At 34.9% G+C, this 14,055-nt stretch carries 17 protein-coding genes; 6 read left to right on the top strand and 11 right to left on the bottom strand.

The genetic code is table 11. The annotated features are described in order from the left end of the window. Positions 1 to 75: 75 nt before the first annotated feature. A complete protein-coding gene (gene purB, locus FORMA_RS08270) occupies positions 76 to 1,419 on the top strand; it encodes an adenylosuccinate lyase (protein WP_069675218.1) in 1,344 nt (447 codons plus the stop codon). Positions 1,420 to 1,463: 44 nt separating this feature from the next. Here purB and FORMA_RS08265 read toward each other — a convergent pair whose 3' ends face one another. Genes FORMA_RS08265 through FORMA_RS08250 form a run of 4 tightly spaced genes read right to left on the bottom strand, consistent with a single transcriptional unit; the run spans position 1,464 to position 3,589 of the window. Beyond that, positions 1,464 to 2,003: a DUF4252 domain-containing protein gene (locus FORMA_RS08265; RefSeq protein ID WP_069675217.1), complete on the bottom strand. Its 540-nt coding sequence runs from the start codon at positions 2,001 to 2,003 to the stop codon at positions 1,464 to 1,466. Positions 2,004 to 2,006: 3 nt separating this feature from the next. Further along, positions 2,007 to 2,570: a DUF4252 domain-containing protein gene (locus FORMA_RS08260; RefSeq protein ID WP_069675216.1), complete on the bottom strand. Its 564-nt coding sequence runs from the start codon at positions 2,568 to 2,570 to the stop codon at positions 2,007 to 2,009. A gap of 10 nt (positions 2,571 to 2,580) precedes the next feature. Continuing rightward, the gene (locus tag FORMA_RS08255; protein WP_069675215.1) at positions 2,581 to 3,069 is read right to left on the bottom strand and encodes a hypothetical protein; all 489 of its coding nucleotides are present in this window, start codon (positions 3,067 to 3,069) and stop codon (positions 2,581 to 2,583) included. After that, positions 3,050 to 3,589, bottom strand: a complete 540-nt coding sequence (locus FORMA_RS08250; RefSeq protein WP_335583340.1) for an RNA polymerase sigma factor — start codon at positions 3,587 to 3,589, stop codon at positions 3,050 to 3,052. Before FORMA_RS08250 ends, FORMA_RS08255 begins: the two co-directional genes overlap by 20 nt. A 120-nt stretch (positions 3,590 to 3,709) precedes the next feature. On the opposite strand from FORMA_RS08250, the gene FORMA_RS08245 reads away from it, so the two are divergent. Together FORMA_RS08245 and FORMA_RS08240 are read left to right on the top strand one after the other, a co-directional pair. Further along, positions 3,710 to 5,146: a S41 family peptidase gene (locus FORMA_RS08245; RefSeq protein WP_069675214.1), complete on the top strand. Its 1,437-nt coding sequence runs from the start codon at positions 3,710 to 3,712 to the stop codon at positions 5,144 to 5,146. 48 nt (positions 5,147 to 5,194) lie between these two features. After that, the gene (locus FORMA_RS08240) at positions 5,195 to 5,692 is read left to right on the top strand and encodes a DUF6580 family putative transport protein (RefSeq protein WP_069675213.1); all 498 of its coding nucleotides are present in this window, start codon (positions 5,195 to 5,197) and stop codon (positions 5,690 to 5,692) included. 2 nt (positions 5,693 to 5,694) lie between these two features. Here FORMA_RS08240 and FORMA_RS08235 read toward each other — a convergent pair whose 3' ends face one another. Genes FORMA_RS08235 through FORMA_RS08220 form a run of 4 tightly spaced genes read right to left on the bottom strand, consistent with a single transcriptional unit; the run spans position 5,695 to position 8,205 of the window. Then, the gene (locus tag FORMA_RS08235) at positions 5,695 to 6,543 is read right to left on the bottom strand and encodes a DUF5777 family beta-barrel protein (RefSeq protein WP_069675212.1); all 849 of its coding nucleotides are present in this window, start codon (positions 6,541 to 6,543) and stop codon (positions 5,695 to 5,697) included. A gap of 6 nt (positions 6,544 to 6,549) precedes the next feature. Next, positions 6,550 to 7,314: a T9SS type A sorting domain-containing protein gene (locus FORMA_RS08230; protein ID WP_069675211.1), complete on the bottom strand. Its 765-nt coding sequence runs from the start codon at positions 7,312 to 7,314 to the stop codon at positions 6,550 to 6,552. A gap of 7 nt (positions 7,315 to 7,321) precedes the next feature. Next, positions 7,322 to 7,843: an ankyrin repeat domain-containing protein gene (locus FORMA_RS08225; protein ID WP_083236588.1), complete on the bottom strand. Its 522-nt coding sequence runs from the start codon at positions 7,841 to 7,843 to the stop codon at positions 7,322 to 7,324. Further along, complete coding sequence (locus tag FORMA_RS08220; protein ID WP_069675490.1) at positions 7,822 to 8,205, bottom strand: OB-fold protein; 384 nt, start codon at positions 8,203 to 8,205, stop codon at positions 7,822 to 7,824. The genes FORMA_RS08225 and FORMA_RS08220 overlap by 22 nt, the downstream gene beginning before the upstream one ends. 96 nt (positions 8,206 to 8,301) lie before the next feature. Between FORMA_RS08220 and FORMA_RS08215 the strand changes: the two genes are divergently transcribed. Continuing rightward, on the top strand, positions 8,302 to 8,667 hold the full coding sequence (locus FORMA_RS08215) for a hypothetical protein (RefSeq protein WP_069675210.1): 366 nt from the start codon (positions 8,302 to 8,304) through the stop codon (positions 8,665 to 8,667). After that, on the top strand, positions 8,664 to 9,203 hold the full coding sequence (locus FORMA_RS08210) for a YceI family protein (protein WP_069675209.1): 540 nt from the start codon (positions 8,664 to 8,666) through the stop codon (positions 9,201 to 9,203). Before FORMA_RS08215 ends, FORMA_RS08210 begins: the two co-directional genes overlap by 4 nt. Before the next feature lie 19 nt (positions 9,204 to 9,222). Here the strand turns inward: FORMA_RS08210 and carB are convergent, their stop codons facing one another. Further along, entirely contained in the window at positions 9,223 to 12,075 is a 2,853-nt protein-coding gene (carB, locus tag FORMA_RS08205) for a carbamoyl-phosphate synthase large subunit (protein ID WP_069675208.1), read from the bottom strand. A gap of 112 nt (positions 12,076 to 12,187) precedes the next feature. After that, complete coding sequence (gene rpmH, locus FORMA_RS09235; protein ID WP_083236586.1) at positions 12,188 to 12,346, bottom strand: 50S ribosomal protein L34; 159 nt, start codon at positions 12,344 to 12,346, stop codon at positions 12,188 to 12,190. A gap of 171 nt (positions 12,347 to 12,517) precedes the next feature. On the opposite strand from rpmH, the gene FORMA_RS08200 reads away from it, so the two are divergent. Continuing rightward, positions 12,518 to 13,081, top strand: a complete 564-nt coding sequence (locus FORMA_RS08200; RefSeq protein WP_069675207.1) for a hypothetical protein — start codon at positions 12,518 to 12,520, stop codon at positions 13,079 to 13,081. Positions 13,082 to 13,088: 7 nt separating this feature from the next. Here FORMA_RS08200 and FORMA_RS08195 read toward each other — a convergent pair whose 3' ends face one another. Beyond that, positions 13,089 to 14,018 carry a lytic transglycosylase domain-containing protein gene (locus FORMA_RS08195; protein ID WP_069675206.1) on the bottom strand — a complete coding sequence of 310 codons (930 nt, stop codon included), beginning with the start codon at positions 14,016 to 14,018 and terminating at the stop codon, positions 13,089 to 13,091. Between the last annotated feature and the right edge of the window lie 37 nt (positions 14,019 to 14,055).

Here is a 14,055-nt window from a genome sequence, read left to right as displayed (position 1 = left end):
TAATCCCATCATCTATCAAACAAATTGAATTCTTAGAACGAAAAGTGATATCTTTGCCTTTTTAAATTGCATCTTATGCCGCTTACACCACTCAACGCTATTTCTCCTATCGATGGACGATACCGATCCAAAACTAATGAACTTGCTGCTTATTTTTCAGAAGAAGCACTTATAAAATACCGCGTTCTTGTGGAAATCGAGTACTTTATCGCTTTATGTGCTATTCCTCTCCCACAATTAAAAGATTTCAATACTGATTTGTTTGCTGATTTGCGTGCTATTTATGAAAGATTCTCTTCTGAAGATGCTAAAGCCATAAAAGAAATTGAGCGTGTGACCAACCACGATGTAAAAGCCGTAGAATATTTCATCAAAGAAAAATTTGATGCCTTAGGTCTAAGCTTACACAAAGAGTTCATACATTTTGGTTTGACTTCTCAAGACATAAACAATACAGCGGTTCCGTTAAGCATTAAAGACGCCATAAAGCATATTTATCTCCCAGAATTGAATCTTCTTGTAGATACTTTAGGCGGTTTTATTGAGGAATGGAAATCCGTCCCCTTATTGGCCCGAACTCATGGACAACCAGCTTCACCTACTCGATTGGGCAAAGAGATTGAAGTTTTCAAAGTTCGAATAGAAGAACAACTTAAGGTTTTAAAGCGTATTCCCAATGCTGCCAAATTTGGTGGTGCAACAGGAAACTATAATGCTCATCATGTTGCGTATCCTAAAATTAATTGGAAATCGTTCGGATCAAACTTTGTCAATAATGAATTGGGGCTGCACCATTCATTCCCAACAACACAAATTGAGCATTACGACCATGCTGCAGCGCTGTTTGATGCGATGAAACGCATAAACACTATTATCATCGACATGAATCGTGACTTTTGGACCTATATTTCGATGGATTATTTTAAACAAAAAATTAAAAAGGGAGAAGTTGGTAGCTCAGCCATGCCACATAAGGTAAATCCTATTGATTTTGAAAATAGTGAAGGAAATCTTGGAATAGCTAATGCGCTATTTGAGCATCTTGCCGCAAAATTACCAACATCCAGACTGCAAAGAGATTTAACCGACAGCACCGTTTTGCGTAATGTTGGAATGCCTTTTGCACACACCATTATCGCTTTTAAATCCACACTTAAGGGTTTGAATAAATTACTTCTAAATGAGCAAAAAATTGCTACTGATTTAGAACAAAACTGGGCTGTAGTGGCTGAAGCTGTTCAAACGATATTAAGACGTGAAGGTTATCCAAATGCCTACGAGGCCTTGAAAGGGTTAACGCGAACCAATACTGCTATAACTCAAAACTCTATTGCAGAGTTTATTGATGCCCTTAAAGTAAGTGATGCAATTAAAGACGAAATGAAGAAAATTACCCCATCCAATTACACAGGGATATAAAAGATTTACTGCTAAAGTATCTGTTTTATAAATCAGTGAATGGATTAGAGCATAAAGTCCATAAACCCTTCGACATTAATATCTTCGGTGTTTAATTGGCTTATTATTGGTCCTAATTCCATTATTTTAGACACTTCCATATCGTCACCTAGGACACGAATTACTGCAAATCCATACTTGTTGGATCTCCCAAAAACAATTAGTTCATCAATAACTTCATCATCTCCTACGTAACAAATTTTTACACGACCATCATTCAAATTACCAAGACGCAACAGTTCATTGTAGCGTTTATCATTTAGTATGTCTTTAATTTCATTAACTTCTTTGTTATATGAATCGTTATCGCCAGACCTTAAACTGTAGCCAAGCATATTCAATTTATCAATAGAATTAACAGCTTGACGTTGTCTATCAGTCATTTTAACATCTTTTGCGCCCAAAAAGGAAATTGGAACATCCATTGATATAAAATTGGGAGATTCTTGATGATCTACAAAATAGGTTTGTAAACTAGGCTGAGAATTACAACCGAAAAAAAAGACTGAAATAAAAACACCCAGACCAAGAACAAATGAACGCATAGTTTATTTTTTAGAAGCCTTTTTAAGTTGCTCTCCACCTGGCACGTTAAGTTGAGTTGTCAATTTAGATACATTACGCAAATCAATGTCTCCAGTAAGTGAAAGCAATATAGTTTCAACAATTCGTTTCTCTCCACCCAGTTTAATATCTCTAGCATCCGAAGCTTTTGTCAAACCATTGACAAGCATAAGAAGTTCTGAGACATGATTGTCATCTCTGCCTGATTGAACATAGAACTTAATGTTTTTATCACCATCCTTTATACGCATGAGCTCTTCAAGTGAAGAAGATTTTATATAGCGGTCTACATCTAAAATAATAGCTTTGGAAACTGTTAAATCATCAGTAGTGTAGACCGTTAAATTTTTTAGTGTTTTAACTTGTTCTAAAAAAGTGTCAGCTTCAGGATCATTGGTTTTAATTTGCATTTCAGCAAGCATACCAAACATTTTTTGATTGACTACTACTGAAGAAACATTATCCATGTCTTCGTATTTTTCAAAAAGACTTTGTGCAAATCCAATTGGAGCAATGGCAAAAATTAAAATGATTATTATATTCTTCATAATATTAAATTTACTTATTTATTTTAAATATTTTACGGGTTGTTGTATTAAATGTATTTAAAAAGGAGATGTTCTCCTCGCCTTTTTGAAGGGTTTTAGATAAAATTTCTAAGGACTTAAGCTGTAAAGTCCCTTTGTTGAAATTCGTTGACAACATTTCTAATGCTGTTTTGGTTTGATCATAAACAAAAAGCTCTTCCTCTGAATATTGTTTGTTTTTCAACTCTAAATTGTAATTAAGAATTAAACCTAATAAAATTATAACTGAAGCGGCAACAGATAAACGCTTAAATTCAAAATAAGTTGATTTAAAATTTAGTTTTGTTGTGTATTGTTGTTGTCTTGAATTATAGAAATAATCAAAAAGCGAGCGGTAATGCTCCAAATGTTCGGGCACTGAACTCGATTTGAAAAATAAAGCTAATTGAGTCTCCTCTGCCATAGAGGTTTCTCCTAACTCATATTTCTTTAAAAGCGCTTCAATTGCTTGTAATTCCATGCTTATGTGCTTTTATCAATTTTTCTTTTAATGTTTTTCTGGCTCTAGAAAGCGCCACTCGTATAGCTGTTTCATTCATTTCTAATACTTCAGAAATTTCTTTAAACTCATATTGTTCAATATCCCTAAGCTGAACAATCAACTGTTGTTGAACAGGCAGAGTTGTTATAAATTTTTCAATTAATCTTATACTATCGCTAACCTCAATATCTTTTTGCAGCTCATATCTGTGGTCTTTGTGATTATTGTGTGTGATTTTTAAATTCTGCGCTTGCTTCGACTTTAATCGGTCTAGGCAGTGATTTTTGGTAATGGTCATTGCAAAAGCTTCTAGACTTTTATATTGACCCAAACGATCCCGCATTTTCCATAATTTTAAAAGAACGTCCTGAGTAGCATCTTCTGCTTCTTCAATAGAAACTAAAAAACGTTTAGCAAACCGAAACAATTTGGTTTTGAAAGGATCAACTAATGCTATGTATTCGCTTTCACTCATATTGTCTGATCGTGTTATTTTCAAGACGAGTAGTTTTGGTATTTGTTACAAGATCAAAACTATTTTTTTAAATTTTATTATTTTTTAACGTAAATTGTGGTATAAATATTGATCGTTCAGTCTCTAATAATAGCATTTATAAAAATGAAAAACAATAAAAATACATCTATCAATAAAAAAATAAAATATTTAGCCTTAATCACTTTAATTGGATTTTCATTCAGTTGTTTTGAAGATAATGATGATAACATAACAAGCACAAGGAATGTTAAAGACTTTGTGTGGAAAGCTATGAATGCTGTATACTTGTACAACTCAAATATTCCAGATCTTGCAAACGATCGGTTTAGTTCAAATTCAGACTATCAAGAGTATTTAACAAATTACGGGTCTCCTGAACTCTTATTTGAGGACTTAATCTATGATAGAGAAAGTGTAGATCGATTCAGTATCATTACTAGCAATTATTTTACATTGGAACAGTCCCTTAGTGGGGTTGCCGAGAAAACTGGTGCTGAATTCAACTTTTATTATGTTCCTGGCAGTTCAATCAATGTGTTTGGTGTTGTACGCCTTGTCCTACCCAACAGCAACGCCAGTCAGACCTCGCTCACTAGAGGACAGGTTTTTAATAAAATTAACGGTACTGGCTTGACCGTGGATAATTATAGATCGCTTTTGAGTGGAGATAGTTATACTTTAAATCTGGCTAATTATGACGATAACAACACGGCTGATAGCTCAGATGACATCATAAATGATAATTCAGAAGCCATAACATTGACAAAATCTGTTTATACCGAAAACCCTGTATACAGCACAAAAATAATTAATTTGGAAGACGATAAAGTGGGTTATTTAATGTACAATGGATTTGTTAACGAGTTTGACACGGAACTCAATCAGGCCTTTGGCGTATTTAAAGCTCAAAATATCGACCATCTTGTTCTTGACCTTCGCTATAATCCTGGGGGCAGTGTGGCAACAGCTGCAGCCTTAGGCAGTATGATTACTGGAGATTTCAACAATCAAGTTTTTGCGACATTGCAATACAACGAAGCTCTACAAACCAATAATTACGACTATCTTTTTACATCCACTCTGAATAATGGCACAAACATCAATAGTTTGAATCTAAACAAAGTTTATGTATTAACCAGTAGAGCCTCCGCTTCTTCTAGCGAAATGATTATCAACAGCTTAAAAGCATACATAGATGTTGTTCAAATAGGAGATACTACTGTTGGAAAATCACAAGCCTCGCAAATCATATATGACTCATCAAATCTAAGTAGAACCAATGTCAATCCCAGCCACACTTATGCGCTACTGCCATTGATAGCAATTACCGTAAATAAAAACAATACTGTAGTACCTTCATCAGGCTTGATCCCTGACATCGAGTTTAAAGAAAAAGCATCAAATTACGGAGTTTTAGGCGACGTATCGGAACCCTTATTACAAGCGGCTCTATTAGCAATAGAGGGGTCTGGTCGTTTCGCAATTGAACAAAATAGCTCAAAGAGCTTAGGCGTTGCAGATAAATTAGATGCTAAAGATGTTCTAATGATAGCAGACTAAATTTTAAATTAAGTATTTTTAACGCCAACGAAAAATAATCTTTTTTGAATGAAAAATTTAACCGCCAACAAAACAATTGTTATCCTTCTTTTCATGGTAATAGCCGTACTCACTAGGCTTGTTCCTCATCTTCCAAACTTCACTCCGATTACCGCCATAGCGCTTTTCGGAGGACTATACCTTTCCAATAAAGTAATGGCCTATGCACTACCCTTGACTGTAATGGCAATATCTGATCTATTCCTAGGATTTTCGAGCATCACTGTTTTTGTTTATTTTGCTTTTGTGGTAGTGAGTTTTATCGGAACACAATCGAAAAAAGCAAGCTTTTCGGCTATTCTATTAAGTAGCGTTAGCTTTTTTATCATTACAAACTTTGGAGTTTGGCTGTTGGGATACCCAAAGACTTGGACTGGGTTAGCGGAGTGTTATACATTGGCCTTGCCTTTCTTTAGAAATGCTTTACTGGGTGATTTATTCTATTCCGGAGCACTGATAATTGGGTTTAATTTTGTTCAAAAGAAATATCTGCAGGAAGCAAAATAAGCCTAAAACGAACGGCTTATGTTAAAGCCAAAGTAGAAATCACCTTCAGACCAATCGCCAGTACTGTTTCCCATTACGCCATTCGCATTCATGAATTGAGAATTTGTAAAGTGTAATTGAAATACATGACCGCCAGTTTCAAGATCAAACCCTAAGGATAAAGGGTTGTTATAGAGCGAATTTTTGGCGCGGTTAAGATGAGCACCATACTCCAAATTGAAAGACCAGCGTTTTCCAATCTTGTAACGCCCACCAAATATTAATCCGTATTGTGAATTGTCTTGAAGATCGTTGACCACATAATTGTCATGAAAAAATGTTGGTGTGAATTGTAGTGATAATTTGTTGTTTACTTTTCTAGATATCAGTAGCTGTGCAACATAACTCAAACGGTGTTTGAATTCAAGTTTTGGTAAGTTATCTGTGCTCAATGCAGTGTTGGCTAAAACTGAAGTATAACCTACTACTGAAAACGGAAAGCGCTCAGATTGTTTAATAATTCTAAACTTTGAAGCCAATTCATAAATCTTTTGATTTGAGCTTCGTGATGCGCTTACATTAATACCCTCTGTAAGCCCATAGATGAAATTGAGATGGGTTACGGCTTCATCAAGACCAAAAAGATTTTCAAATCCATTTTTTACACTCCCAAAACGGTGGGATACCACAAAATAAAACCCGCCTTTACCTACAAGTTTAGTAGACTCAAAGTTTATAATTTTTAACCCTTTAAAAACAGAACTTACTGTTGTTGATGATTCACTTTCAACATCTATTTCACTCAATAAATCGTCTTGTGCAAAACCAAAACAAGTAAAGCATAAGAAAATAATGAGAATTTTAAATTTCATAAAAAATTATTGTTTTATGATGCGCTTGGTTTGAACGGCATCTTCTGTAATAATTTGCACTACATACATCCCTGATGCCCATGCATTTGTATCGAGTTTTGGAACTGTTCTTTTCAATTGGGTCTGCGTGATTTGATTCCCTAAAATATTATAAACCTGAACGTTGGCAGATTGTACATTGTCAGGAAATTCAAAATTAAGCTCATCGACTGTTGGGTTGGGGTAAATTTCAAATTTTTCCATTGTAAAATATGGAGAACTTAATACAAAAGTCCCCTGAGCTCCACCTCGATTGGCGCCTCCATGCCAGCCTAAGTTTAATGAATTATTTCCTTTTGCCCAGAGAAATGGAATAGTCCCAGTTGAAGTTGAAAAAACATAGTCGGTTGACTCAGATGTGTCAAGTACCCTCGTGGCAACCAAAGTAATAACTCCAGGAATTGAGTAATCCTCATCAATTAAATTCCAGTGATTAGTATCTTCATTGGGGTCACCATTACCGCCTGCCATATGGTAATCTTTTAAACCAGAATTTGAAAAGATAATTACATCATCACCTAAATTTCCCATACCAGGGAGGGTAGAATTTATTGCAACCCCCAACCAAACATTTGAAGGACCAACCATTGTCATAGTTACCGTATCATTTGGGCCATCAACATCAAACTGTACTGTGAAGCCAGGTGTAAGTGTGATTTCACCTGTAGTGGTACTTTGCGCTTGAGAAATAAAAAATGTAAAAACAAGTAATAATAGTGTAATTTTTTTCATAAGCTATTTATTTAATTTTAAAGATTTTATGCATACGCTCATCATTTTGGACAATTACGTAATCCTTGGGCGACTGCCCAACGTTATTTTTGTGATTAGGGTTGGCACCTGCTTCAAGAAGCATCAGTACTAAATCATAGTTCTTAAACATTACGGCATAATGCAATGCTGTAGTTTTATTGGCGTCTTGTAAATTGACATCTGCTCCAGCAGCTATTAATAGTTTAGAAATAGCATTATAACCTTTAACGGCCGAGGCCATCAATGGCGAACCGTCTTTGGTACTGCCATTGATATCTTCCACCTTTGGAATCAAATAGCTTACCACTTCAATATTGTTGTAGTAACAGGCCAAAACAAGTGGCGTACTTCCGCGCTGATCTTTAGCATTCAACACGTTTGGTGTTTCTTTTACAACTGCTTTAACTTCTTGAACAGATCCACGACGAGCCAACTCAAAAATATCATTTTGACCACAAAGATTTTGTGACAAAAACAACAATAGCATTATGGTTCTAAAATCAAACATTGATCCAATTTAATTTGTTGTAATAATGAGTCAAATCCAATGCAACGCCCCTTTATTGCAATTGAAGAATTTGTATTTTTTTTTGGTATTACTACATCAAATTTACAGTAAATTTTATCATCAAGTGTTAAAAAGTTCTTATTAATTTCTGTAACGCTTCCAAAAATCACTATTGTTTTATCCAAAAATTTTGAGGATGCTGCGTCTTCATCAGAAATAAATTGATCCAATAATGTATCCGACGATAAACGAAATTCTACCTTTTCAGCACCAATATCTCGATGAGGCTTTTGTGTATAAAAATAAGCTAAAACCCCCAATAGCAGTACAATTAGAACAATAATACCATATTTCTTATTCATAAAAATAAAAATTAAATCTTTGTTAAGATAGTAGGAATTGTTCAGAAATGACATAAATTAGTTAAATTATTTAATTAAAAGTAACCTAATACAACAATGAAAAACATAAACTTTTTATTTATTTTGATTTCGCTTATTTTAGGTACTAGTTGTGAGAATAGCAGCGAAAGTGATCTTATTGAACAAACACCGCTAACAGAAAACATTACCTATACTGAACACATTAAACCGATTATAGATGCGAATTGTGTTGCTTGTCACTCCAACCCTGCTGTAGGTGGTGCATCTGTACCGATGACAAATTACAGTCAGGTGAAAAATGTTTTTGAAAATACAGATGCCTTGGATCGTATGAATCGTCAACCCGGTGAATCTGGATTTATGCCAAAGTATGGTTCGAGATTGCCACAAGTCAGTATTGATTTGGTAGAACAATGGATGAATGAAGGCTATTTAGAATGAAATATGTAGTTCTATTTTTTATTTGTTGTACCAGTCTTGCAAACAGTCAAGAAAAATATTGGACTCGTTCTGGAACACTCACTTTTGAAGCCTCTATGCCTGCTTTTGAAGAAGTTAAGGCTACAAATGAAAATGTTACGGCGATACTAAACACGACTGATGGAACTTTTGCGGCTTTGGCTTTAGTCAAAGGATTTCGTTTTAAAAATGCACTTATGGAAGAGCATTTTAATGAAAGTTATATCGAAAGCAATCGTTATCCCAAAGCAATTTTTAAAGGGCAATTATTGAATTTTGATGTTCAAAATTTAGATAAAAAACATATCCTTTCGGGGCGCTTAGAAATGCATGGGAAGAGTACATCTATCTCTGTTGAAACTCATATAATTAAAGAAGACAATACCATGAAATTCAACGGTACTTTTGATGTAAGTGCTGATGATTTTGCAATAGAAATTCCAAAAATTGTTCGCAACAAAGTCAGTGATACAGTAACTATTTCTTTCGATTTTCAACTCATAAAAAAAGGCGACTAAAACGCCGCCTTTTTTTTTGTTATTTACTCAAATACATTTTACGTCGAGCATACAAATCATAGAACTCATCGTCTTTTAGACTATCTATAAATAAAATGCTTTCTCCAGTACTTTTCATTTCTGGTCCCAATTGTTTATTCACATTTGGAAACTTATTGAATGAAAACACTGGTTGCTTAATTGCATAGCCATCTAAATGTGGTTTAAAGTCAAAATCAGTAACTTTTTTATCGCCTAGCATCACTTTAGTGGCATAATTCACATAAGGTTCTCCGTATGCTTTTGCAATAAAAGGTACTGTTCTAGATGCTCTTGGATTGGCTTCAATGATATATACTTTATCATTTTTAACAGCAAATTGGATGTTGATTAGACCAACAGTATTTAAAGCGAGTGCAATTTTCTTGGTATGATCTTTAATTTGTTGCATCACTAAATCCCCTAAATTGAATGGTGGAAGTGTTGCATTACTATCCCCAGAATGGATTCCACAAGGTTCTATGTGCTCCATAATACCGATGATGTATACATTTTCTCCATCGCAAATCGCATCGGCTTCTGCTTCAATGGCGCCATCTAAATAATGATCTAAAAGCAGTTTATTATTTGGGATTTTACGGAGTAAATCGATCACATGATCTTCAAGCTCTTGCTTATTAATTACGATTTTCATGCCTTGACCACCCAATACATATGAAGGTCTCACTAGTATTGGAAAATTTAATTTATCCGCAACTTTAAGCGCTTGATCCGCGGTTTCGGCTGTATCAAATTCTGGATAAGGGATATTGTTTTCTTTTAGAAGTGTAGAAAAAGAGCCCCGGTCCTCGGCCAAATCTAAAGACTGATAACTCGTTCCGATAACCTTTATTCCATATCGATCCAGTTTTTCAGCCAACTTCAGTGCCGTTTGCCCGCCTAATTGAACAATGACGCCCTCAGGCTTTTCGTGCTGTATAATATCATATATATGCTCCCAAAAAACAGGTTCAAAATATAGTTTGTCTGCCGTATCAAAATCTGTAGATACAGTTTCAGGGTTACAGTTAATCATGATGGTTTCGTACCCGCACTCGGCAGCCGCTAAAACACCATGTACACAACAGTAATCAAATTCGATCCCCTGTCCAATTCGATTAGGTCCAGAACCAAGAACAATGACTTTCTTTTTGTCAGTAACAACACTTTCATTTTCTGTAACTGTATGTCCTTCTTTAGTGGTCATTTGGCTTTCAAAGGTGGAATAATAATAAGGTGTTTTTGCCTCAAATTCTGCAGCACAAGTGTCTACCAACTTGTAAACTCTGTTGATATTAAAATCTTTACGCTTGTTGTACACTTGGCTTTCCAAACAGCTCAACATATGGGCAATTTGTCGATCTCCGTATCCTTTTTGTTTGGCCTCTAGCAAGAGTTCTTTTGTGATTGTTTCTATGGAATATGTTGAAACTTCCTTTTCGAGGAAATACAATTCTTCATATTGTTTCAAAAACCACATATCGATTTTAGTAATTTCATGAATCCGAGAAAGAGGAATCCCAATTTGTATGGCATCATAAATCACAAATACACGATCCCAACTCGCATGTTTCAGTTTGCTAATAATTTGATCGTAGTTGGAGTAGCCCTTGCCATCTGCGCCTAATCCATTGCGTTTAATTTCTAAGGATTGGGTTGCCTTGTGTAATGCTTCTTGAAAAGAACGTCCAATTCCCATCACTTCACCTACAGCTTTCATTTGAAGACCTAATTCACGATCACTTCCTTCAAATTTATCAAAATTCCAACGTGGTATTTTTACAATGACATAATCTAGAGTCGGCTCAAATAATGCCGAAGTTGATTTTGTAATTTGATTTTGGAGCTCATCCAAAGAATAACCAATAGCAAGTTTTGCTGCTATTTTTGCAATAGGATATCCCGTAGCTTTACTGGCTAGTGCTGAAGATCGTGAAACACGAGGATTAATTTCTATGGCAATGATATCTTCTTTTTCATCTGGACTAACAGCAAACTGAACGTTACAACCCCCTGCAAAATCGCCAATACTTCGCATCATGTGAATGGCCATATCACGCATTTTTTGATAAGTGGTGTCGCTTAAAGTCATTGCTGGAGCAACCGTGATGGAGTCTCCTGTATGAATCCCCATTGGATCCATATTCTCAATCGAACAAATGATAACAACATTGTCATTATCATCTCTTAATAACTCCAATTCGTATTCCTTCCAACCCATCATGGCTTTATCAATCATCACCTCATGGATAGGCGAGATTTCTAAGCCGCGTTTTAGTAATTCATCAAAATCTTCTTCTTTATAAACAATTGAAGCACCAGCACCTCCAAGTGTAAAAGAAGCGCGAATAACTAATGGAAAACCAAATTCTTGTGCTATTTCTTTACCCTTAAGGTAAGAGTTTGCCGTAGCTTGAGGTGCCATTGGAACCCCAATTTTTAGCATTAACTCGCGAAATTGTTCTCTATCTTCGGTGATGTTAATAGCATCTATATCTACACCAATGATTTCTACACCAAAATCTTCCCAAATGCCTTTTTCGTCAGCTTCTATACACAAGTTAAGCGCGGTTTGACCACCCATAGTTGGTAAAACAGCATCAATTTGCGGGTGTTCTTTCAAAATTTTGATGATTGATTTTGTATTTAGAGGCAACAAATACACATGATCAGCCATTGATGGGTCTGTCATGATAGTTGCGGGATTGGAGTTGATAAGAACAGTTTCAATTCCATCTTCACGAAGTGAACGTAGGGCTTGCGACCCTGAATAATCAAATTCGCATGCTTGTCCGATAATGATCGGCCCTGAACCGATAATGAGGATGGATTTTAAATCTTTTCGTTTTGGCATTTTTATTAGTGTTGGATAGATATTAATTTAATTCAAAAATAAACAACGTTTGAATACAAAAAAAGGCGTTACGACTAGTAACACCTTATAATATATTAACAATTGTTAATCATTATTTTTTATGACGAATTTCAGATGAAACGCTTAGTTTCTTTCTTCCTTTAGCTCTTCTTCTAGAAAGCACTTTTCTACCATTAGCAGAAGCCATTCTGTCTCTGAAGCCGTGCTTGTTTTTTCTCTTTCTCTTAGATGGTTGAAATGTTCTTTTCATTTTAATTTATCTTGTTAAACCGATGTCGGTTTATGAATTCTACAATTTTTGAGTGCTCTTGAAAAAGCGCCGTGCAAATATACAAAGACTTTTTACTATGACAAACGCAATTTTAAAATATTTTTATTTTGTTTTTTACTACATTTGTACTCCTTTAAAAACCAAAAAAATATGTTTCATAAAAATATAAAAATCGTACTATTCGTTATATCGTTAGCCTATGCTGTCTTTCAATTTACCGAATCCCAAATTGGTAACGGCATTATGTTTATTCTTATTGGCCTTACTTTTTTGTTTTTGTATTATAAAAATGAACTAATTTTATTGGCTTTTTTAAAGCTGAGAAAACAAGATTTTCCAGGAACTGAACGTTGGTTGAACCGAATTAAAAACCCTAAGTCTGCACTTACACAAAAACAGCAAGGCTACTACAACTTTTTAAAAGGGATTATGGTTTCTCAAAGCAACATGACCGCTGCAGAGAAATATTTTAAGAACGCAGTGGCTTTAGGGTTGTCAATGGACCATGACATGGCAATGGCAAAACTAAATTTAGCTGGGATAGCATTTACCAAAAGACGAAAGCAAGAAGCACAACGATTATTGAAAGAAGCGCAAGCTCTAGATAAAAGAGATATGCTCTCAGAACAAATAAGAATGATGAAGCAGCAAATGAAAAAAGCGTCTATCCCTAACCAGCATTACGGCCAAGCGCGCGGTGGAAGAAGACGTTAACCTTTAATTAGTCTAATTTATCTAATGTATAGTAGTCTTTTTTGGGAAGCTCTATTAGGTATTTTTTTTTAGACTTATTATTTAAAAAATCGTCTCTAAGCCAAGGGTTGTGAAGTTTCAACTGCTTATAATTCAAACCAAAATTCTTAGCAAATTCAACAAAATCTGACACCGCAGTATCAACTTCTACTTCATAAGTGGGTGCATAAGCATACAAGTCTTTGTCTTCAAAATTGAATCCATATTTTTTGGGGTGGGTCATAATTTCCTTTAAAGCAACGATTCTAAAAAGATATCGCCCAGTTTCTTCTCCAAGTAACAAATCATAATAGTCTGAAACTGACTGACGGTTCAACTCCGACGCAATTCCACTGATTCCAGCATTATAAGAAGCAGCAGCTAGAGTCCATGAGCCAAGTTTTTCTTTGGCCTTTAAAAGATATTGACAAGCAAGATGGGTTGATAATTTTAAATGGTAGCGTTCATCAACATTACTATTGATTTCCATACCATATTCTTTACCCGTCGATTTCATTATTTGCCAAAACCCCTTTGCTCCTGCAGGAGATGTTACATTTTGTAATCCACTTTCGATAACGGCCAAGTATTTAAAATCTTCAGGTATACCATACTGCTCAAGAATAGGCTCTATAATAGGAAAATACTTGTGGGCACGCTTAAAAAGCAATAAGCTATTGGACTGCCAATAGGTATTTACAAGTAATTCACGATCCATACGTTCTCTAATATCAGGTAAATATAAAGGAAGTGGCTCTTCTGAAAAATTAAGATTTTCTGGAATGGGTAAAGCGTAAACATTATAATCAAAAATAAGATTGGAGCGTTTAAGGATATCATCACTTGAAAAAGCTAAAGATAGACTCACCGCAACTAAGAGAGAAAAAAAATAAAATAATGGTTTTTTAAAAAAATTCATGAACTGAGAGATATTTGGATTTCTAAAGTAAATAAAA

The organism is Formosa sp. Hel3_A1_48, from assembly GCF_001735715.1.
Lineage (GTDB): Bacteria > Bacteroidota > Bacteroidia > Flavobacteriales > Flavobacteriaceae > UBA3537.
Note: the sequence above shows the minus strand (reverse complement) of the source record. Positions and strands in the feature narration are given on the sequence as shown.

Bases quoted from the DNA above. Each gene is read 5' to 3' on its own strand.
- FORMA_RS08220 (WP_069675490.1), bottom strand. From the start codon at position 8,205: ATGAATAAGAAATATGGTATTATTGTTCTAATTGTACTGCTATTGGGG.
- rpmH (WP_083236586.1), bottom strand. From the start codon at position 12,346: ATGAAAAGAACATTTCAACCATCTAAGAGAAAGAGAAAAAACAAGCAC.
- FORMA_RS08225 (WP_083236588.1), bottom strand. From the start codon at position 7,843: ATGTTTGATTTTAGAACCATAATGCTATTGTTGTTTTTGTCACAAAAT.
- FORMA_RS08245 (WP_069675214.1), top strand. From the start codon at position 3,710: ATGAAAAACAATAAAAATACATCTATCAATAAAAAAATAAAATATTTA.
- FORMA_RS08240 (WP_069675213.1), top strand. From the start codon at position 5,195: ATGAAAAATTTAACCGCCAACAAAACAATTGTTATCCTTCTTTTCATG.
- FORMA_RS08260 (WP_069675216.1), bottom strand. From the start codon at position 2,570: ATGAAGAATATAATAATCATTTTAATTTTTGCCATTGCTCCAATTGGA.
- FORMA_RS08210 (WP_069675209.1), top strand. From the start codon at position 8,664: ATGAAATATGTAGTTCTATTTTTTATTTGTTGTACCAGTCTTGCAAAC.
- FORMA_RS08230 (WP_069675211.1), bottom strand. From the start codon at position 7,314: ATGAAAAAAATTACACTATTATTACTTGTTTTTACATTTTTTATTTCT.
- FORMA_RS08235 (WP_069675212.1), bottom strand. From the start codon at position 6,543: ATGAAATTTAAAATTCTCATTATTTTCTTATGCTTTACTTGTTTTGGT.
- purB (WP_069675218.1), top strand. From the start codon at position 76: ATGCCGCTTACACCACTCAACGCTATTTCTCCTATCGATGGACGATAC.
- FORMA_RS08265 (WP_069675217.1), bottom strand. From the start codon at position 2,003: ATGCGTTCATTTGTTCTTGGTCTGGGTGTTTTTATTTCAGTCTTTTTT.
- carB (WP_069675208.1), bottom strand. From the start codon at position 12,075: ATGCCAAAACGAAAAGATTTAAAATCCATCCTCATTATCGGTTCAGGG.
- FORMA_RS08195 (WP_069675206.1), bottom strand. From the start codon at position 14,018: ATGAATTTTTTTAAAAAACCATTATTTTATTTTTTTTCTCTCTTAGTT.
- FORMA_RS08215 (WP_069675210.1), top strand. From the start codon at position 8,302: ATGAAAAACATAAACTTTTTATTTATTTTGATTTCGCTTATTTTAGGT.
- FORMA_RS08200 (WP_069675207.1), top strand. From the start codon at position 12,518: ATGTTTCATAAAAATATAAAAATCGTACTATTCGTTATATCGTTAGCC.
- FORMA_RS08255 (WP_069675215.1), bottom strand. From the start codon at position 3,069: ATGGAATTACAAGCAATTGAAGCGCTTTTAAAGAAATATGAGTTAGGA.